We start from the raw sequence: 19716 nt of genomic DNA on the forward strand, positions 1-19716 counted from the left end.
TCTACTTATTTTGTTATTAAACTCTTTAAATATTTGATAAAATTTTCATCGTTAAAATCTAATCCCCCTTCCTGTTTGAAAACAATTTTTCCAGATTGATCTAAAATGACTGTTGTAGGGATCGCATCGCCTATAAAATCCGCAGGAATCCGGCTCTCTGCCACGTAAACAGGGAGCATCAATCTATTGCTACTCATAAAAGCCAGAGACTTTTGTAGATTATGGTCCATATCCACTGTGATAAAAATTACGTTTTTATCGTCCTTGAAATGCCTGTACAGTTTATCCAAACCGGGCATTTCTTCTCTGCAAGGCGCACACCAAGTAGCCCAGAAATTAATAAGTAAGATTTTCCCCTTTAATTCGGTTAATTTTATTCTTTTACCATTTTTGTCTTTCAGGATAAAGGATGGTACATCTTTTTCTACAGAAGAAATTTTAAATGGAAATACCGAAAGACTGTTTTTATATAAATAAAAAGGGCTAGCCGAAACATTAAATGAAGCCGTTAATATTAAAAATAAGCCGATAGGTATGATTTTACAGGCTTTCCTTTGTGTGATCGATGTTTGATGGCTCATTGTTTAGTTATTTTCTTAACATTTTTATTTCTTGCCCAGTATTGGATGGCTACATTTTAAGTAACCATAGTGAACGGCAAAGCCTTTTGTGAGTTAACAGCATTCTTATAACTACTTCCATTTCATCATTTGACTGTTCGTCTTTTATAAACTGTTGGTGCAGATGTCTTTTAATGTGATGCGTACTTAACTATTTCCTGCACTTTGCAGTCGGTTGCCCATAATTTGGTACTAGTTATAGATAACCGACTATTCAATAAAACTGGCCGTTGAACAAAAACATCAATATGTAGCACGTTTCCGTGAAATTCATGCCGGCAATAAAAAATGCCGGCTCATGAGCCGGCATTTGATAAATTAATAAGTTACTGTTAAACCAGCGCCCAATCCCATATCGCTATCATAATGAGTAGACAGATTAAAGTATTTTGTGACAATATAACGCAGCCCCAGGGCATACTCCTTGTCTGTATTGATCATAAAATTACTTCGAAGTCGTGGCGTTAATGGAATATCCTCCCGGCTAAATTGAAAGCGTAATTTACCATCCAGATCAGCACGAAATTCAGATATAACATTCATCGGCAATAAATACTGAATACCTGCGGTCATAGTGCTGCGGTTGTCTTTATTGCTCACCTGACCAAGCAAGTTGCGCTTGTCGTTGCCGAAGATGTTACGTCCCATAATTCCTCTCATGATTTGTTCGCCATTGGGCCCTTCTTTTTTGTAGTGATAATCAAAACCAATGAAAGGCCTCCACCACTGCATCCTGCCCAGGTACCGTCCAATTGTCGTTTCGCTTTCTTCGCCCATCTCGGGTCGAATGCCCAGATGCCATGCCGTTGCGATGGTATTACGCGTATTGGACAGCATAGCCATACCGTCGCTGCCGGAACTTTCCAATCCTATTCTCGCCATCGAATGGTAGTGCCGATCATCAGAATTTAAGCCCCGTTTAGCTACTTTCGCGCTGGTAATATCTGTTTTATCGATTAGTGTGTCCTGATAGCTAAATACACGCCCCATTCCACTCATCATGTGATATAGAATATGGCAATGGAAAAACCAGTCACCTCCAGGTTCAGTTGCGGCAAATTCTATGGTGTCACGTTCCATCGGCATAATATCTATCACATTTTTCATGATGGCATATTCCCCCTGTCCGTTCAGTAAGCGGAAATCATGTCCATGCAGGTGCATTGGGTGGCGCATCATTGTATTATTATATAACACTATGCGCACATTTTCGCCTTTCTTTATTAAAATTTTATCGGTTTCCGAAACCACCTTGTTATTAATGCTCCAGACATACCGGTTCATGTTTCCGGTAAGTTCAAAGTATAGTGTTTTCAAAGGCCCCGGGCGGAGCGTCGTCTTTTCCGGTGCTTTTAACATGGCATAATTTAGGGTTACGATGTCGCTGCTAGTATTGTCCATGTGCATGTCACCCATATTTTTCATTTCGCCCTTCTCATCAGTCTTGCCTGCTTTCGTTTTGCTTGTGGTGCTGTCTGCGCGAGGCGCTTCGCTTTTGCCGCGCTTCATATCCATATCTTTCCTGTCAGCGTTTTCCCCGGTTATGCCGCTGCTGCCCGTTCCATTTTCGCCTTTGGACCCTTTGGTTTTGTCATCCTTCTCGTAACCGGTTATTTCGGGATACATTACTGTATTCATATCCATGGTTTGGTTGGCCATCTCCATACCATCCATTTTTACCATATTCCCCTTCATATCCATCATTTCATTCATCATTTTCATACCGGCAAAATATTTCAACGTGGGCATTTTTCCCGCAGGTACTTTTTGCCCGCTACCGAGCCAAAGAGAGGCTGATTTAGTACGATCCTCCGGCGTCACCAAAAATTCATAGCTTTTATTATCGGGGATGGTCACCACAACATCATATGTTTCAGATACGGCGATCAGCAATCTGTCTACTTCTACCGGCTCTACGTCATTACCATCAGTAGCTACTACGGTTATCTTACCACCTGCATACTTTAGCCAGAAATAAGAAGATGCCCCGCCGTTGGCAATCCGAAGTCTCACTTTATCGCCAGCCTTAAACTCTGGCCGGCTGCTTTGATTCTTTCCATTTATTAAAAATGAATCATAAGCTACATCGCTTACATCCATTGCCAGCATACGTTTCCATTCATTCGCAAGTTTTGTTTTCAAGTGGCCGGTCTTTATAGCCTCAGAATAGCTTTGTATAGTATTTTTTCTGATCCCAAACCAGTCTGTCTGGTTATGAAGGCTTCGATTTACTTCCTTGGGATTCATATCAATCCAGTCGCTCAGTACCACCGGGATCGTCGGAATATCCCATTCCTGCCTTTTATTCATAATAAAAGCGCCATACATACCGATTTGTTCCTGCAAGCCAGAATGGCTGTGGTACCAGTGTGTGCCGTGCTGAATGATGGGGAACTTATAAAGGTACTTTGTATGAGGCTTAATTGGCATTTGGGTAAGAAAAGGTACACCATCATAGCGATTTGGTAAAAAGAGTCCATGCCAATGCAGCGAAGTTTCCTCATTTAGCTCATTATGTACCCAGATCTCTGCGGTGTCACCTTCCGTAAATGTAAGGGTCGGCATCGGAATCTGACCATTTACGGCAATGGCGCGCTTTGGTTTTTTTCCAAGCATGACCGTAGTGTCTTTAATATATAAGTCATACCGGACCGTACGCGGTGGTGAAATAGCATTGATTGTTTTTATAGGCCCTAAATTGGCCTTGGCACTTTTTATATCAGCGGCAGCAGCATCGCTATCACCCATTTTCATTCCACCCATATTATCCGTTTTCTTTTCGGTGCCTTTCATTGGCATCGTCATATCCCCAGACTTTTCAGTAGCTGCCTTCGGTTTTTCTTCACCCATTTTCATTCCGTCCATATCATCTGCTTTTTTTGCAGGATCCTTCATGGTCGGTTGTTTCCCGGGAGTTTTTTTTGAAACAGCTTTGACTTTTTCTTTGACCAGTTTCATACCGCATTTTGGGCAATTACCAGGCTTGGAAGCGTGAATTTCCGGGTGCATCGGGCATGTATAGGTAACCGGCTGTGTTTTTTGCATGCCAGCCATATTTTGCATATCGGTTTGGGCAAATACAAGCTGCTTCAAAAAAAGCATTACCACAATTATTAATATTTTTTTCATCTTTACATTTCTTATTTTAGTACTATGTAGCCGGTCAGCCCTTCCGAAACTGACCGGTTATTTATTCGTTACCCGCTTCGCTGGCGCTCCTGATCCAACTTTTGATTAACATTTTATCTTTTGAAGTAAGTTTAGCGTCACCGTGTATCAGCAAGTAGGAAGGTAAGGGCATGGTTCCTTCATCTAAACTTGTGCTGATTGCCCGCAACTTGCTTCTTTTCTTCCTTTCCGAATAGGTTGCAAATTCATCGAAGTTTAATTCATCCTTGCCATTACGGACATGCCTGTCCAGCATAAGCCGCATCGGCTGCAAATGCGCGTAAAAGGGATAATTGGTGTTATTGCTGTGGCAATCATAACAGTCTTTCTTAAGAATCGCCTTTACGTCCTGCGGCATACTATATACCTCAGCGATATTGTTCGCTGAAGCCTGTTTACTCTGGTTGAATTGCCCGGGTATAAACTGAATTATAATAAATACAATAATGACGACACCCAGCCCAATTAAAACTTTACGCTTCATATTTTTATTTTAATTCTTCTTTGATCGAACCACAGGTAGGCATGGCAGAGCCCAGGTAGGGATTTTTAATCTCTTTTGTTTCGCTTAACCAGATCGCACCTTTTTTATCATTAAACATCGGGCAACGGTCTACATATAGCGGCAGACTGGGTCCAAATAATTTTACCAGATCATACATGTCCTTGCTCAGCATATCAAAGTGTTCGCGCTGATGCGGTAATTTGCCGCCGCTTATACCGATATGCTCCGCCATTTCCTTCGCGTCATCAGCTATGTCTGTGTACGCCTTTTTTTGGTCTGCGGTCAATACAGACTTGTCGAGTTTAACAAAACCTTCCGATAAAGTTTTACCCGCAGTAGCTGCATCGTTACTGTTGTCGTTAGTCAGTGCGTTTTTCAACTGTAAATAATTTGCGACCATTTCCTTTACGGAAGCCGAGGTTTTGGCATCGACTCCAGATTTGGCTGTAGAAGAAGTGGTAGAAGCTGTTGTTGTCGAAGCAGTAGTATCTTTGGTGGCATCCGCAGACGCTTTTTTGGTGTTATTATTACAGGCTACAATAGATAGAGAAGCCAGGCCGATGGCCGAAATGATAATTAGATTTTTCATGTGATTATATTGGAAAGTAAATCACACCCCGCGCAGTATAACGACCCGCGGGGTATGATAATTAAATAATGGAAGTTAATTGATTTATTTATTCAGGGTTTCAGTGACTTTACCGCAGGTAAGCATCTGGCTGCCGAAATAAGGATTTTTGATCGTGGCATCTGCAGACAACCAATAACTTTTCTTCATTGGGCAATAGTCATAATAAACTGCCTGATCGGTCAGTTTTACAGCCTTGGCCAATTTAAAGAAGTTGGAAGAGAAGTTAGCGAAATGCTCGCGCTGATGCGCGATGTCTTTGCTTTCAGATATATGCTTGGCATCGAACGCTAACTTGTCTTGGAATGACATAAAGGCGTTCATATCAGTTGCTGGCAATGATTTCATATCAACAGCATTAACCGCTTTGAGAAAGTCAGCAGCATGCGTCGCTGCATCGGTGCTGTTAGATTTGATCAAATCGTTCTTAACATCGTAATAAGAAGACAATAAAGGACCAAGTGCAGATGGCTTTGCACTATTTTGAGCGAAACTTTGGGTAAAAGTAGCTGCAGCTAATGCAACTAAAAGAAATATTTTTTTCATTTTGATTTTAATTAATTTTTAATAAACATTTGAGGCATGACTAACCATGTCAACAAGCAACTAAAATTAAAAAAATCAAATTTGAAAACTCTGGATGATGAGCCGGATGCCCCTCGTCGGAGGCCGCTTTTGAGGTATCAGGTAATTAAAAGGTATATCCAAATCATATGCGGGTAGCGAACGGAAACCGTAATATAATCCTGCAGAGATAAATGGAATTTGGATATGAACCTTCTCAGGTTGTGGAACAAGCTTGGCAAGTACCGCAAAATTATTGGACATTCCCTGACAGCAAGGGTCCGCTTTTGATTCAAATTGTGGACTGTCACTTTTCGGCCGTTGAGGGGGCATCATTTTCATGTGATCGTGATGGGCCGCGTGTGAACTCTCTTCATGCAATATGCTTTTCCCCATGCCTTCCACATTCATATGGAGCGCACAACTGAACCCGGCAACCGCGTTCAGTAAAAAAACAATTAAAAGAAATAGAGCCTTACTTTTCATTTTCCGAACAAATCTACATAACTATTTTTATAAATGTTTACATAATTTAGTAAAAAAATTACACAATTATCCATGGTTAAGGATATCGCAATCAACAAACGCATTTTGCTATCTTTTTCATGCTATGATGATCTTCACCTAATTTGCAGATTGCATCACAATATTGTCGCAGGTCAGAAAAACAAATATAGCCCATTTGCATGTTCCCTTTACGGATAGAGGGCCTCGAAAGCTGCATAATGACATCCTTTTCCCGAAGATCAGGGACAACCAAATATAACACTTCACCACCGTCCTGTACACTACAGTTCAAATCAGTCAATCGTAGTATCCCCGAATAAATACTCGTACTCTTTTCGACTTCAAAAGCGGCAATTACCTTGGCTGTGCCTTTAGCGAACCACAAAACATCAATAAGTTTGACTGTATTCAATATTTCTTTTTCAAGATCCATTCGCGGGAATTCTTCCAGGGAAATAAAAGTAAATTTATTCCCGTCCCATGATTTGGAACGGTCATTAGATGCGGCTATTACATCATAGCCTAATGAGTACCCGATCTTTAAAAGGCGATATTGCATTTCGTTATGTAAATGTTCATCTTCTGTTTCTGCCTTTTTGTCCCTATGCCGCTTTTCAATTAATTTTTCCAGCCGGGTACGTTCAGTTTCGGATAAATATTCGTCCTTACCTAACAGTAATTTTTGGGTGCCTATCTCGAAAAGTAAACCAGCGAATGCACCGGTGTCTAAGGAAAGTTCATTACAATATTTACGGTTCATATCCATTATAACCTCCCTGATCTTGAGGTATTCGCTCCAGCTGCCTAATTTCTTTTTGTCTTTAAACAGGTAATTAAACCCGTTTATGATTGCGGTGTTAAAAGGCGGTATCCAGGTTGGATGTAAAAAATAGAGAATGCTCGCAACTGCAGGTCCTAAACCTTTTATCTTCAAAGCATCCAGCTTTTCAATTTCCCGTATGATTTGGGCTTCATTTTTTGCGTTGATGCAGTTTTCCAGGAATTGTCCGAAAGCAATCTTATTTGCCTGGTTCTCATAAATATCCGGAATTCTTAATTTAGGTTTCCAATAAAACGGATGAGAAGCGCCCTCAAAGACTTGTTTTTGTTCCGTAATGCAACTCAAAACAAACTCAAGCGATGTTCCCTTAAAATCGTTGCCGAAACGTTTGGTCTTGATATCATCGATAACCTGCAACACCCCCCTACGGATAGAACGAAAGGCTTTTAATCGTTCTTCATTATTGATGAACCAGGTATTATAGACGGATTCCTGATCATTCTTGTACTGGGCAATGATGGATTGTAAATGTTCGCTCATGTTTAGGATTAATAGGGCTAAGATAACAGAACTCTTTTATTGATTCTAATCATTGCTAAATCTTTAGGGCGATGAAGGCTGGTTAACTAAGGTAAGTGTTAATTGTATTATTTTGTGATCCAACTTGCTAAAGCCTGTTTTATAGCTTTTTGGGATTACGGATCAATCCTTCTTTATAACTATCCAGTAAAAATTTATTTTCCTGATTATCCTGTTGAATGGCCGCTTCGGATTTGCTAAGATCCTATGGTTGAATACTACAAAATCACTTATTGCATGACGATGATAATGATTGGCCATTTCGGGAAGACCTAATCCTTCGAAATACATTTTCGACCTATTCATGGCCTCTGTGAGTTCTTCAGCCTCATAAAAATGGGTATCTGTGATATGTATTTCACCACGATCATTTAAATGTTTTAGCGCCTCGGTTATGACACGCTCAAAGCAAGCAAAATATTGTACAGAAGCGGAAAATAAGATAATATCGAATTTAAGTCCTGTTAAGCTTTCAGATGGAAAGCTATCATGAATAAATTTTAAATTTGTCTTATTGAAAACGTTTATCGCCTGGTTGATTTCGCTTTTGTTCAGATCTAATCCAATGATTTCAGTTTGCGGGATGTCGGTTAATTTTGCAGAAAGCCAACCATTGCCGCAACCAACCTCTAAAATCTTTAAGGGTTTCCTCTTTTTTTTAAGATAATTGATCAATCTATCGCAGGATTTTTTTCTGATCTTCCATTCTTTAAAATGAACATGACCGGGTTCGATATCGGGTAGCAACGATACCTGAAAATCAGAATAGGTTCTCTTTTCCTTTTGTCGCAAAACGACATAAGCCTTTTCAAAATCGGGATCATGATCTATATTATTAATCATCATACATGCTCATCATCTTATCCCGTTATATTGAGCCCCTACAAATAAGGACTTCAATTAGCATATACGCAAAAATAATAGATAACGTTGCTTCTAAATATGAGTAGTGGTGCGCTTGCTTTTAAGCTTAACGACAGCATTTTTTTATAAAGAAGAATTTAAAAAGCCAAATAAGGCCGCTTTTAATCTTTTTCATGATTTATATGGGTATATACGTTTTTTCGGACCTATTATTGTATTGATCTTATCGTTTTCAGGGATCATTTAATTTACTTCATACGTCGCAATCATTCCAGCCGCTATATGGTCATTGACATGACAATGAAACTGCCAGCTGCCGGTGTTATTTGCTATCATATCAGCAGTAGTTAAATTAGCAGGGCCGAGGTATAATACGTCCGTACGGCTACCGGTCACCGTCACGGTATTGCCGTGCCAATGCGCGGTATGATTATCCAACTCATTTCCGAGGTCCATCACATACCAGCGCACTTTATCATCTGTTTTGATACCCGTAAACTTACAGTTCCCATACATCAGCCCATTTACCGAATGCTTTAAGTTGCTTTCCTGAAAATCAGCATCGTCATCATTGACGCGGTTTTGTGTATACCTGGCTTTGTTAGCTGGTAAATAAAGGCTATTATTTTCGTCCATGATCATAAATAAGGCAAATTTCTCCTTGTTCATATCTTTAGGTTTATTGTAATCGAGATAACCCTTTCGGTAGATCACAATAGCACCGACGAGGCCAGCATAAATATCTTTATTATCTTCTTCCATGACATGCGAGTGGTATATCCATCCAACCGATGAGCCATCGCTCATGGCAGGACCGGAATTTTCGCTGACTGCCCACTGATAGGTAAAAGTTGCGCCTGGTGAAACTCCTGTAATCCCTTCATTATTGCGATCATAAAGCACCCCGTGCGGATGGATACTAAAAGGAAAAGAAGCTTTGTTTTTAAAGACAACTTTAATACTATCACCAACTTCCGCCCGGATTACGGGCCCGAGCAGCCCCATGTCTACTGATTCCTGTGGTTTCAGTCTTGTGAAAGTTGCATCAGTGTATTCCCGGTAAATGGCTTTGATATTCTTTTTACCTATACGGTCTGTATCGTTTTGAAGATAGGTATTTTCTTTACTGCCAAATACATTCCCGGTGATTTGGTTCAAGCCCGTCGGCGCATAATCCCATTCCACTTCTTCGGCAGCAATATAATAGGTACGAAAGATTATCGGGCTGTTTAAAGTTGAGGTCGTTAAAATATCCTTATCTTTTTTGCAGGCTGCAAAGAACGCAATAAAAAGCAAAAGGACGGATATATTGAGTTTAGGGAGTATTTTTTGAAATAACATATATAATTGTTTAATAAATGACTAAAATTTTGCGCCGATCCCAAAGTAGAAACTTCTGCCTATGGCAGGGATAATTCCCGGCCCCGGATATTCATTCGTGCGAATGGTAAAATATCGCTTGTCCGCAAGATTATTTACACCGAACTTAAAACTATAGCGATACAGGGTCAATTTGCCGGACCAGTCTAATACCTGATAGGCAGGAATCAGGCCTACAGCGGGATCAGTACTGGTTAAGGCATTAGTGGCATCAGCATAAGATTTCGCCGTGTTACTGATTAAAAAGGTCGTAGAAAATGGTTTGTACGCATAAGTGATACCCAACCGGTTAATGGTCCGCGGGGCGTACTCGACATACTTGTCTTTAAATTCGCCTGTCGTATAGCGCGCATCTACAAAAGAAAAAGAATTAAAAAAACTGATCTTGCCAAAAGTAGTACCGGGGAAGAAGGCCCTGGTCACATTCAACTCTAGATAAGTTTCCAGTCCCCGGTGAACGCTATTGGCCACGTTAGTGCGCAAGGTATATTCATTTCCCTGCGTATCTGTTTTTTGTATGATCCCAATCCGGTTATTGTAGCGCAAATAAAAACCGCTAACATCAAAATTAAAATAGCTTTTGACCGACCCGCGCCAGCCCAGATCAGTGTTATAACCGTCAGCGTCTTTCATATTGGGGTCTATAACCGCGGTACTTGCAAATGGCGTAAGCTGGTCGTAAGTTACCGGTCGGTAAGCCTGAGAGATATTACCATAAATATTGGTGCTATTGGTGGTTTTATATTGAAGACCTATTCCGAACAAGGCTATATACCTGCTTTTAGACCGATCAGAAGTCAGCACATCATTTCCGTCTGTAACATAGCCTTTCGCCGTGGAATTGATATATTCGTAACGAAGTCCTGGTGTTATGTTAAATCTTTCGCTGAGCTTAAAGGTGTTTTCAACAAATGGGGCGATATTTAAAGTGGTAAAATCAAGATCATATTCATATCTTGGATCTAATAAGGTGAGGTCAAAATCGCTACCTGTCGTTCCTTCTCCGCCGCCTTGCCTTTTCATTTTACCGGTGAACACCCTGATTCCTGCTGCGAGTATATTTTCTTGTTTAAATAATTGATAAGTATGCAATAAGCGTACCTCGGTCGTCCAGTTTGTAAACCGCTCCCTTTGGACTTCACGGTTTACATAATTATTGGTTATCGGACTGATGCTGTCTAACTCGCCGGGCCCGCCATCCTCATTTTTCCAAACAAGGTCGCGGGCACTTAACAAGACGGAAGATTTTAGGTACAGGGCGGTATGACCCGTAAATTTATATTCCCCGGTTGCAGCAAAGATATTCCACGGACTGCGCAGCCAGTTCCTGGCACGGTAAGATGCCCGGCTGTCAAAATTGAATTGCATATCATCGAAACCACCCGGCATTTGGATACGGTTTCTCAAAATTGAATATTCTAGTCCTACTTTTAGCTTGGCATTAGCCTGGTAATTAACACCTGCAAGGCCTGAAACCTGCTGTACTTCGGAATTTGGCCGCCAGCCTTGTATATTTTTATATTGGATAAATCCATAATAATTAAATTTCCCGATAGTACCCCCTGCGGAGGTAAATGCATTAAATAATCCGAAGCTTCCGCCGGTCTCCTGAACATTGATCTCCAGTGGTTTGTCTTTTACTCCCTGTTTGGTGATATAATTGATCACTCCGCCGAATTGCGGCCCAAATTGCAAAGACGAAGCGCCTCTCGTAACCTCTATCCGTTCTACAGCTTCTAAAGGAGGCAAGTAATAAGCCTCCGGATAGCCATAAATATCCGCGGCTACATTATAGCCGTTCTGTCTTGTGTTGGTTTAAACAGATTGTGTTGGGTTTAACCCCCGGAAACCTATACCGTTCGATGGGAAACCGCCGCCTTCCGTCTCCGAATAATTGGCACCAGGAATACGTCCGAGAACCTGCCGCGGATTATTTTGCGCGGTATTCGCATCCAGACTGTCCAGCAAGATAACCTCCGTTTTTTTACCGGCATAAATTACCCCGTTATGCACATCATTCAGATATCCCATACCGGTTATCGCTTTATAGCCCTTAACGATTACTTCTGTTAATTGCCTTGTTGCCGCTTTAAGCTGGAAATTAAGGTGTAATCGTTCCATCCCCGTGACTGTAAATGTCATTTGCTGGGGTAAATATCCTTCCCGGCTTAATTTGATCAGATGACTTCCACTCTGAATTTGATCAAACGCAAAAAATCCATTTTTGTCAGTCGTAATTGTTAGCGTGTCCAATTGAACAGTTACGGTGGATAGGCCTACCTCATTTTCACCGGTAACCTGCCCATAAATCTGATGCCGTATGGTTTGGGCAGAAATGGAAAATTGGATTATGAAAGAAAACATAAAGAGGACTGATGATTTTGTTTTAAAAAGGAAAAAATTTAGAAACGCTGGATTCATTTTTATTTAGACTAATTATAAATAAGTCGCAATGATACAAGGAATCCCATAGAAAGTAAAATTTAATTTAAAAAATTATGCTATGGGTTATAAAGAAATGAGTGAAATGCTGTTATTTGACTATTTCAACACCATTAAATATTCAACAGAAATATTTCCATGAGGTTGAATTGAGACAGGTTTTCTATCTTAAAAGTAAACTTATTCATAAAAGCTGGTGATAAAGTCGTTGTTAGACTTGCGACCTAATTGTTGAAATTAAGTGGGTGTTGCTTAATCATCTATGTGTTTGCTAAGTCTTTAATACGATTAATCAGAAAAGTTATTTATCAATAATCCTGTGTCCTTAGTCGATGATCATCTTAAAGAATTATATTGCTGTATCGTTTTTCTAATGACCTTAAAATTGTATTTATTCTGTTGCTTGAAAGCAAGGTAAACCGCCTGTTTATCATTGATCAGCTCAGTAAAGTGCCGGACTAATTGTTTGTCTGTTCCAAACAAACGATTTTGACTATAAATTTCAACCAGGGGCATATTTTCTTTATTTGCATACCAATACCTGGTAGTAGCTCTGTAACGATGAGATATCAATTCATATAAATTAATTTGCCCTCGTTCCAGCAGGCCAACGAAAGTAGGCTTATCGTCACCCGGTAAAACTACGGCCATAAATGTCTGGGGGTCCATTTTTGACCAACGATATTCCTTTATCTTACCTTCCCGTACGGATGTAGCCTTCGTACTTCCGGGTAATTCATATACAATATTTCCCAACCAGTTATATTTTAGTTTTACGGCAATGGTATCACCTTGTTTTGTAATAATATAATCGTTGACCAGCTTTTGAGCGTGAACAATGTTTAGCGACAAAAAAAGCACAACAAAGAAAGCGACGATCCTGGTCATGATCAAAAGAGCTTAATAAACGAAATTATTATTTAATAGTAACGTTATGAATTTGGCCATATTGTAGATGGCGGTGTACTTATTCAGGACGTTATGAAAAAAAAACAATTCGGGGACTTGCCGTAGATGATGAATATGCCTCTTTGGAATCGTATACATTATACCAAGGACATTCTTTTCTCGATTTGATAGGTACTTTTAATAATGGAGCAGATTCTTTGTTTTTTTTAATCAATACTCGGTTGATCTCGTGTTTACTGACCTGGACATACCGAATATGTCAGGCGCAGAGTTGATCCTTCAGTTGCCTTCAGAATTGGCCAACTGGCTAAAGCTGTATTCTATTAAGTTAATCGCCATCAGCACCCTATTTATAGTTTCTTAATAAGCATTGCGCGATCTAATATGAAAAGAAAAAACGATGCGGCAATCATATTGCCCGGTTTAAAACCTTTATTGTGGCGGCTTTTAGATCCGCTCTTACCTGCAATACCGGTAAAGCCGCGATCGCCCCAATTTCTTCCTGGTCGAATAAGCCCTGCTGTTTTAAGGCCAGGATGATCTGTTGCTCAGTCGACAAATCGTACAGGACAGCTTCCGGGTGCCTTTTTAAAAAGGCATGGCTGCGCTCAACCGCCAGCCGAAATAGTAACAGGTCAAGCCGGTCGCCCGGTTTTAGCGTATTTAGTTTTTTCCAGAATCCTGCAAACAGGTCCTGTACATATTCATCCGCATTCTCATGCGCTAAATTTATGGCCCGCAATAAAAAATACATTTTACGCAAGTATTTCTGAAGCAATTGTTGGAAAGCCTCCTGCCTGGTCGCCACGTTCAATAGCCCTACTACAATCTCCCGGTCATCCGCGGTTTCCGTGTACATGTTCATTGCTAATTAGGTTCTTTTTTTATTTATTATTACCAGGCTAAGTTTAATTATAACGCCGGAAATAAAATGAAAGTATTCATCTGATCTAACACATGACCGATAACCAACTATATTTCAGTAAGTTTTGGTAATTTACTTATCGTCGAAGATGAGACGGGCACGATGGTAAATGGCAGTGGCTTATGCTTGTAAAATTCTTTGTATCTTGGTTAAAGCAAAAAAATTTGTAGCCAAGCACGAATCTGATGACCAAAACAGGCAACTTTTCCGCCTTCAGCGCATTCGGCCTGCCCCTGGCCGGTTTGATTTCAAAGGCAACCCGGCGGGTAATAATTGTTACGCTGTCCCTGTACGGTATCCTGATCTTCGGGTTGAACCATATACCTGCACTGCAAAATATTTGGACTGACTGGCCGATCAGTGCCACAAAAATAAATATTATATGCGAGGGTACGGCCCTGAACAACCCGGTTCGTCAACCCGCAAGTGCCTTTAGCGGGATCGTTTACTTGTTGTTGGCGATCATTATTTTCAGCAACGCCGGATACAAAAAGAGCGTGGCCGGTGACCCGCTACGGAAAACCCGCTTGTTTTATGAATTGCTTTTGGCCATTGTACTTGTTTATGTTTTTGGGTGCAGTTTATTTTATCATGCTTCCCTGACACGGGTTGCGGTTCAGCTGGATTACTCGGCCGTCTATGCCATTGCAGCTTTCCCCTGCCTGTATATCGGGCAAAGCATTTTTTTAAAGGCCAACGGAACAGCGCAGTCCCGGCTGCAATTCATCTATTTCCCTTTAACTATCGCTATTTTAGCTGCAATCGCAGTTTTTGTCCCCTTACGGGAAAAGGGACTGGCGGCCTTTATCTTTATCATGCTGTTTTTCGCCTTTTCTTTTGTAGCGGAGATGGGCAAAACCGGCAGTCAGGCCCGGAAATGCCTGGCAATAAGCAATATATCTGTTATGTTGGCGTTAATCTGGTTTGAACTGGATAAATATAGGATATGGTGTATTCCCGGAGATTACTTATCACTACATTCCCTGTGGAACCTGTTTATCGGCCTGTCCATCTTTTATTTTTATATTTACATGAGCGGATATGTTCAGCCCGTTACGGTAAAGGGATGACAGCTCTTGTTAAAATATGCACTTAAAAACAAACGCCCATGAAAACCAAAATCATTATTCCAGCCCTGTTGCTGTTGATCGTTATCGGTTGCGGCACAGCTTATAAGCTAGCTTACAGCGATGCAGACCAGACGGTAGATTTTCGCAGATACAAAACTTTTTCATGGCTGCCCCACCAGGATAACGATAATACCCCGTATCATAACCAGATCATTTTTAATAATACAATTAATTATTTTTCGCATGAGCTTTCCGCAAGGGGCCTGAGGGTTGACAACGACAACCCGGATGTCCTGCTGGAGCTGAAAGTGACCGAAAGCAAGAAAAGCCGCACTGAATCTGTGGCGTCGGCCGCACCTGTTTATAATTATAACAACGCTTACCAGTACCGGGCGATCTCACCGCATAATCCCTACTATAATGTAAACCCACGGGCCTACTATTATAACCGGCCTTACAACTATAACGCCTATACCTATGGTTATACGAGCCGTGTGGTAGAATATACAAGGGGAGGGATCACACTAAATGTGATCGATAAAAATCAGAATAGATTTGTTTACACCGCTACGGTAGAAGCAGACTTATACGATCCCGCTACCATTCAAAAAGACCTGCACCCGGCGGTACATTCCCTGCTGGAAAACTTTCCCGTGAAAGCGGCAACTGCGGCTAAATCGTCCCGGTCGCAAGACACGGAAGTCATCAGAGGCAATACTAATCACTAATACTTGATAAGAGAAAACGGAGTTTATTAAATATCAATTTAGGCAAGTTTGACATCCTTGCAATCACAGCAATCAATTTGGTGGCATTGGATGTATTTCGAAGGCTCCGTCTTTGGGTCAAACAAATTTTAGCGGGTAATCTTATAAGATATTATGGAAAATCATTTTTTTATTAAAGCGCCATTGTGTTTTAACACGCTGTCCAAAACCCTCGAAATCCATCACGAAGGGGAAGTTTTCAAGGTTTCTCTGAATGGAACAACAATAGGCGCTGTTACCAGTAACGAAGATAAAAGCTGGGATTTGGCCGGGGGTGAACTTGATCAGGAAACAGTGAATTTGATTGGCGAAGGCATTGAAAAATATTATGATGAACATTACAGTTAATTTTTAACTTCTTCTTGCGCTCTCAACCGGAAATGCCCCGCCTACTTTCGTTTCATAGGAAAACCCTTTTAAGAAGCTGCCTTTTCATTACCTGTCAATATCCGTTCCAGTCGGGTAATTACCCGGCTTAATAACAGGATAACAATGAAAAAAAGGAAGTTGATCCCGAGTAAAACGTATACCATCAGGCTACTTTCGCTTTCATCTTTCGCCCTCGTTTTATTAAGGGGCGCAGCCGGCACCTTTCTTCCGCCTTCCTGAATGGTTTTATATTCCGATCTGACGTAAGCGAGGATATTTTTTACATCCTGATCAGCGAGGTTAGTAAAAACAGGCATGGGCTGCTGGTTAAATTTCTGATATATTTCCATCGCTTCAGGATCTTTCTTTGCGATCAGCGCTTGGTTATTTTGTATCCATCGGATTAGGTATTCCTCTTTATGTCCCATGGTAACCATCGGCCCCAGGGCGGGCCCTACCAGCTGCCGGTCAATTTTATGACAGGTGCCGCAATTATTGGTCACATATAAAGCTTTTCCTTTAACCGCATCCTGCCCATTTACAATGCCAGTTATCGTGGTCATTAAAACGGAAACAATTAATAAAGCTTTTAGCTGTGGCCTAATTTTAATAGGTTTCATTGTTACGCTTTGTGCCATGGTGCCGCTGTTTAAAAAATATATCGGTTAAATGTTCCGTATTTTTCCTCTACCCTCCCTTTCGGTAAGCTAAAGGCGATCAGTATCAGACCGGACACAATGGCGTTCCATAAAGCAAGAGCCGGTACGCCCTTTATCAAAAGAATGGCTGCGATCAACCAAAGGGCGAAAATAAAATTAACGAACCGTAAAGTCCGGCCCACTTCCGCGATAGCAATCACCGAAAAGGTGATCACCAAGGCCCCAAGCGTTGTAAAGTAATTAGCGGCTTTACCGGTTATATTGAAATTTCCCGGATAAAACATCCACCACAACCCTATAGCTGTACACAACAGCAAATTCCAGGGCAGGTTCATTCCCCAACCCATAGCCGGAAGCGTTTTAAAAATGGAATCCGTAAATAGCGGAGTGCGCACATCTTTACTGCCGCCTTTAACCGTGTCCCCCATCCAGAAAGTACGCCAAAACGGTTTTCCTTCCTTTACACGCCTGCTCAAAAACTGGATCATAGCTACCACTTCATCCAGTGTAAGCGGTATCATAATGACCATAGCTATGGCAGTTATCAAACAGATGGTGCACCAGTGTCCGACGGAAACCGGCTGTAAAGTGATCAGCACGATACTGATCACACCCAGCGGAATGACCAGTATACCAAAAAAGCTGACCATCCAGGGCATCGTACGCCAGCGGTTGGACATACCCATATATCCCATTAGCGCTTCGATGGTATAGGAAAGGTTACCCAGACCCGCATCAGAAATAGGAAATGACTTGGAAACAGCGGAGGTTAAAACCTTTTCAGTTCCCATGCTAAAGAACGGGTCCCAGGCGTGATGAATATAGCCTAACTGATAAGCGGTCAGATAGCGGGAACAAAAAAAACCGATCCAGCCCAGTATGATAATGGGGGTGCGTTGCAGCCAGGTAGAAGGGTTGTACGACCAGCCCGGAGGAGTATCGGGTCCGGAAGGCATCGTCATCATCATCTGCATCATGCCGGGCATCTCCGGGATAAGCACCGATAAACCAATAGCAAAGATACCGGCTATACTGTCGGTTATATAAGCTGAGGCATCCGGTGACCAGAAAAGCAACGGGGCGAATAAGAGCCATAAACCAACCATCGTAGAAGCCCAGGGTGCCCAAAGCCGGAAAGGGTTGGCCGACAATAAACTAAATACAACCAATAACACGCCGCTCAGGAGATCGCTATAGGTCATCGCGATACTTTGATAGCCAAAGGTAAAGGGTGCTGCAATAAGAAAAAAACCGAGCAGTATGTTCGTAGCATGCGTCCAGTACAGGCCATTGTAATGCTCAATGATCATTTTTCTTTGATCTGCCACTTGTTTTTTGGAGGATGGTTCACCTTGCGGTGACATAGAAGAGTGATCGTGCTGATTCATATAAATTGGATTTGGTTATAACATTTGACCCGCTATTATTTAAGTTTATTCACCTTATAGAATTTCTCAGGATTCGCTTTCAGGTTTTTGACGATTTCAGGTAAAGTTTCCCTTAGTCCATGTCTGGGCTTCCAGCCGAGTAATTTTTTTGCTTTGTCACTGTCCAGCTCAAAATGATCGTCGGCTAAATCGATCATCCAGGGTTTGATAAATGCTTTACCAAAAAGATTTAACATAAATGCCCCGGCTTTGGCAAACCACTTTGGTATCGGGATAATCTCCGCTATTTTTCCGCTAAGCTGTTTACTGATGATATCCTGCAATTCCTGGTAGGACAAGGTTTCATCATCACCGATATTTAAGGTAAGCTCCGCAGGCAATTCTTTCCTGTTGCCAATCGTATGAACAATAGCATTTACCAGATCGTCAAGGTGAACATATGTACTTCCGTGTGTAATATCACCGGGATACAGCCTTGCGGTAATTTGCTTCTCATAAATGCGCTGTATCTGGTTGACTACAGGTATAGAATTACCTTGTCCATTGTATACACCCGCAATACGCATAGTCACGACCGGGATTGTACCTCTCTTGTCATGCAGTATTTTTTCCGTGGCTACTTTCGATTTTGGATAGTCCCACTTGGGTTCCAGCGGCCATTCTTCATCTATCTTTACCCCCGGTGACGAGGGTTTGTAGACAAGCATGCTGCTTGAAAATATAAACTGGTCTACCTTAAACTTTTGCAGGTTCTTTAATAACCTTTCCGTCCCCTTAACCGTTATTTGATCATATAAATCGGAAGGTTTTCCTAAAAAATCGTAGTACGCAGCCAGGTGTACTACAGAGGCGATCCGGTTTCCATAGGCATAGCGGATCCGATCCAAAGCAAACTCAACACTATTGTCGCTGGTCAGGTCCACACAAATACATTCCGCTTCAGCAGGGGGAAAAGGATAACCCGCATTATCCAGTCCTGCAATAAGAAATTTGGACGCCAGCTTTTCAATCAGCGCAGTCCCTATCAAGCCGCTGGCACCTGTTACCACGACCAGCTCTTTTTGTGCTCCGCGGGATCTGCTTTCGGGTTCTCTTTTTTCCATTTTTAGATGATTTATTACCTTACATCCTTTATAAACAGTTCTTTACCTAATGCATCAAGTCAATGTGGCCATCTGCTGACAGGCTTCTGCGCATTCATAACAAACCTCACTGCATTCACCGCAATGTGCTACGCCGATACCGGCAAGTCTTTCAAATTCTTCCCCGCAGGACCTGCAAATAAACATACATACCGGTCGCAAATAAATAGCATAAATGTCGTCTGACGTCAATTCTGCCGCCATTGCGCGGCATACCGATACACACTCCAGGGCCAACCGGATGCTTCTTTCAGTAAGGCCATTAAAATTGTGTTTTAGATTTTCAACAGCACAGTATTCGCAAGCCGTTGCACACTTTTCAAGTTCCTGAACTAATTCATGGTCATATATATTTTCCATCGTTTGCATCTAAAACATTAAAAATTGCAGCTGAACAATGTCACTTTTGCTGCGTATTCGTAAATATGACTACTTGTCTTTAGCAGATA

20 protein-coding genes are annotated in these 19716 nt (G+C 41.4%); 3 read left to right on the forward strand and 17 right to left on the reverse strand.

From position 1 onward, the window contains the following. Positions 1-5 precede the first annotated feature (5 nt). From CKK33_RS18390 to CKK33_RS18450, 13 genes are all read right to left on the reverse strand, one after another. Positions 6-581 (reverse strand): TlpA disulfide reductase family protein, encoded by a 576-nt coding sequence (locus CKK33_RS18390; RefSeq protein WP_095705515.1) that lies wholly within the window; start codon positions 579-581, stop codon positions 6-8. 357 nt (positions 582-938) lie between these two features. Beyond that, positions 939-3749 (reverse strand): multicopper oxidase domain-containing protein, encoded by a 2811-nt coding sequence (locus CKK33_RS18395; RefSeq protein ID WP_095705516.1) that lies wholly within the window; start codon positions 3747-3749, stop codon positions 939-941. Positions 3750-3810: 61 nt separating this feature from the next. Next, on the reverse strand, positions 3811-4272 hold the full coding sequence (locus tag CKK33_RS18400; protein WP_095705517.1) for a heme-binding domain-containing protein: 462 nt from the start codon (positions 4270-4272) through the stop codon (positions 3811-3813). Between the two features lie 4 nt (positions 4273-4276). Beyond that, positions 4277-4882 (reverse strand): DUF3347 domain-containing protein, encoded by a 606-nt coding sequence (locus CKK33_RS18405; RefSeq protein ID WP_095705518.1) that lies wholly within the window; start codon positions 4880-4882, stop codon positions 4277-4279. A gap of 84 nt (positions 4883-4966) precedes the next feature. Beyond that, positions 4967-5467, reverse strand: a complete 501-nt coding sequence (locus CKK33_RS18410) for a DUF3347 domain-containing protein (RefSeq protein WP_095705519.1) — start codon at positions 5465-5467, stop codon at positions 4967-4969. A gap of 75 nt (positions 5468-5542) precedes the next feature. Beyond that, positions 5543-5971: a hypothetical protein gene (locus tag CKK33_RS18415; protein WP_095705520.1), complete on the reverse strand. Its 429-nt coding sequence runs from the start codon at positions 5969-5971 to the stop codon at positions 5543-5545. A gap of 91 nt (positions 5972-6062) precedes the next feature. Then, positions 6063-7313 (reverse strand): hypothetical protein, encoded by a 1251-nt coding sequence (locus CKK33_RS18420; protein WP_095705521.1) that lies wholly within the window; start codon positions 7311-7313, stop codon positions 6063-6065. A 162-nt stretch (positions 7314-7475) separates the two neighbouring features. Beyond that, positions 7476-8198 (reverse strand): methyltransferase domain-containing protein, encoded by a 723-nt coding sequence (locus tag CKK33_RS18425; RefSeq protein WP_095705522.1) that lies wholly within the window; start codon positions 8196-8198, stop codon positions 7476-7478. Positions 8199-8459: 261 nt separating this feature from the next. Further along, the gene (locus CKK33_RS18430; protein ID WP_095705523.1) at positions 8460-9557 is read right to left on the reverse strand and encodes a multicopper oxidase domain-containing protein; all 1098 of its coding nucleotides are present in this window, start codon (positions 9555-9557) and stop codon (positions 8460-8462) included. A 21-nt stretch (positions 9558-9578) separates the two neighbouring features. Further along, entirely contained in the window at positions 9579-11345 is a 1767-nt protein-coding gene (locus tag CKK33_RS18435) for a TonB-dependent receptor domain-containing protein (protein ID WP_143822998.1), read from the reverse strand. 66 nt (positions 11346-11411) lie between these two features. Then, a complete protein-coding gene (locus CKK33_RS18440; RefSeq protein ID WP_095705525.1) occupies positions 11412-12017 on the reverse strand; it encodes a carboxypeptidase-like regulatory domain-containing protein in 606 nt (201 codons plus the stop codon). A 357-nt stretch (positions 12018-12374) separates the two neighbouring features. Beyond that, positions 12375-12926 (reverse strand): hypothetical protein, encoded by a 552-nt coding sequence (locus CKK33_RS18445; RefSeq protein ID WP_095705526.1) that lies wholly within the window; start codon positions 12924-12926, stop codon positions 12375-12377. A gap of 430 nt (positions 12927-13356) precedes the next feature. Further along, the gene (locus CKK33_RS18450) at positions 13357-13812 is read right to left on the reverse strand and encodes a sigma-70 family RNA polymerase sigma factor (protein ID WP_095705527.1); all 456 of its coding nucleotides are present in this window, start codon (positions 13810-13812) and stop codon (positions 13357-13359) included. Positions 13813-14057: 245 nt separating this feature from the next. Here CKK33_RS18450 and CKK33_RS18455 point away from each other — a divergent pair, with 245 nt between their 5' ends. From CKK33_RS18455 to CKK33_RS18465, 3 genes are all read left to right on the forward strand, one after another. Beyond that, the gene (locus CKK33_RS18455; RefSeq protein ID WP_095705528.1) at positions 14058-14942 is read left to right on the forward strand and encodes a hypothetical protein; all 885 of its coding nucleotides are present in this window, start codon (positions 14058-14060) and stop codon (positions 14940-14942) included. A 38-nt stretch (positions 14943-14980) separates the two neighbouring features. Continuing rightward, on the forward strand, positions 14981-15670 hold the full coding sequence (locus tag CKK33_RS18460) for a DUF4136 domain-containing protein (protein ID WP_095705529.1): 690 nt from the start codon (positions 14981-14983) through the stop codon (positions 15668-15670). 153 nt (positions 15671-15823) lie between these two features. Further along, positions 15824-16057, forward strand: coding sequence for a hypothetical protein (locus CKK33_RS18465; protein WP_095705530.1), 234 nt, complete (start codon positions 15824-15826; stop codon positions 16055-16057). Positions 16058-16125: 68 nt separating this feature from the next. Here the strand turns inward: CKK33_RS18465 and CKK33_RS18470 are convergent, their stop codons facing one another. From CKK33_RS18470 to CKK33_RS18485, 4 genes are all read right to left on the reverse strand, one after another. Further along, positions 16126-16641: a c-type cytochrome gene (locus CKK33_RS18470; protein ID WP_158223478.1), complete on the reverse strand. Its 516-nt coding sequence runs from the start codon at positions 16639-16641 to the stop codon at positions 16126-16128. A gap of 86 nt (positions 16642-16727) precedes the next feature. After that, the gene (locus tag CKK33_RS18475) at positions 16728-18125 is read right to left on the reverse strand and encodes a vitamin K epoxide reductase family protein (protein ID WP_198952502.1); all 1398 of its coding nucleotides are present in this window, start codon (positions 18123-18125) and stop codon (positions 16728-16730) included. 35 nt (positions 18126-18160) lie between these two features. Continuing rightward, positions 18161-19228 (reverse strand): NAD(P)-dependent oxidoreductase, encoded by a 1068-nt coding sequence (locus CKK33_RS18480; RefSeq protein ID WP_095705532.1) that lies wholly within the window; start codon positions 19226-19228, stop codon positions 18161-18163. 54 nt (positions 19229-19282) lie between these two features. After that, complete coding sequence (locus CKK33_RS18485) at positions 19283-19636, reverse strand: four-helix bundle copper-binding protein (RefSeq protein WP_095705533.1); 354 nt, start codon at positions 19634-19636, stop codon at positions 19283-19285. Between the last annotated feature and the right edge of the window lie 80 nt (positions 19637-19716).

It is taken from the genome of Mucilaginibacter sp. MD40, from assembly GCF_002288635.1.
In the GTDB taxonomy this organism is placed as follows: Bacteria; Bacteroidota; Bacteroidia; order Sphingobacteriales; family Sphingobacteriaceae; genus Mucilaginibacter.

Coding starts and splice junctions, on each gene's coding strand:
- CKK33_RS18390 (WP_095705515.1), bottom strand. CDS start 581: ATGAGCCATCAAACATCGATCACACAAAGGAAAGCCTGTAAAATCATA.
- CKK33_RS18395 (WP_095705516.1), bottom strand. CDS start 3,749: ATGAAAAAAATATTAATAATTGTGGTAATGCTTTTTTTGAAGCAGCTT.
- CKK33_RS18400 (WP_095705517.1), bottom strand. CDS start 4,272: ATGAAGCGTAAAGTTTTAATTGGGCTGGGTGTCGTCATTATTGTATTT.
- CKK33_RS18405 (WP_095705518.1), bottom strand. CDS start 4,882: ATGAAAAATCTAATTATCATTTCGGCCATCGGCCTGGCTTCTCTATCT.
- CKK33_RS18410 (WP_095705519.1), bottom strand. CDS start 5,467: ATGAAAAAAATATTTCTTTTAGTTGCATTAGCTGCAGCTACTTTTACC.
- CKK33_RS18415 (WP_095705520.1), bottom strand. CDS start 5,971: ATGAAAAGTAAGGCTCTATTTCTTTTAATTGTTTTTTTACTGAACGCG.
- CKK33_RS18420 (WP_095705521.1), bottom strand. CDS start 7,313: ATGAGCGAACATTTACAATCCATCATTGCCCAGTACAAGAATGATCAG.
- CKK33_RS18425 (WP_095705522.1), bottom strand. CDS start 8,198: ATGATGATTAATAATATAGATCATGATCCCGATTTTGAAAAGGCTTAT.
- CKK33_RS18430 (WP_095705523.1), bottom strand. CDS start 9,557: ATGTTATTTCAAAAAATACTCCCTAAACTCAATATATCCGTCCTTTTG.
- CKK33_RS18440 (WP_095705525.1), bottom strand. CDS start 12,017: ATGAATCCAGCGTTTCTAAATTTTTTCCTTTTTAAAACAAAATCATCA.
- CKK33_RS18445 (WP_095705526.1), bottom strand. CDS start 12,926: ATGACCAGGATCGTCGCTTTCTTTGTTGTGCTTTTTTTGTCGCTAAAC.
- CKK33_RS18450 (WP_095705527.1), bottom strand. CDS start 13,812: ATGAACATGTACACGGAAACCGCGGATGACCGGGAGATTGTAGTAGGG.
- CKK33_RS18455 (WP_095705528.1), top strand. CDS start 14,058: ATGACCAAAACAGGCAACTTTTCCGCCTTCAGCGCATTCGGCCTGCCC.
- CKK33_RS18460 (WP_095705529.1), top strand. CDS start 14,981: ATGAAAACCAAAATCATTATTCCAGCCCTGTTGCTGTTGATCGTTATC.
- CKK33_RS18465 (WP_095705530.1), top strand. CDS start 15,824: ATGGAAAATCATTTTTTTATTAAAGCGCCATTGTGTTTTAACACGCTG.
- CKK33_RS18470 (WP_158223478.1), bottom strand. CDS start 16,641: ATGACCACGATAACTGGCATTGTAAATGGGCAGGATGCGGTTAAAGGA.
- CKK33_RS18475 (WP_198952502.1), bottom strand. CDS start 18,125: ATGAATCAGCACGATCACTCTTCTATGTCACCGCAAGGTGAACCATCC.
- CKK33_RS18480 (WP_095705532.1), bottom strand. CDS start 19,228: ATGGAAAAAAGAGAACCCGAAAGCAGATCCCGCGGAGCACAAAAAGAG.
- CKK33_RS18485 (WP_095705533.1), bottom strand. CDS start 19,636: ATGCAAACGATGGAAAATATATATGACCATGAATTAGTTCAGGAACTT.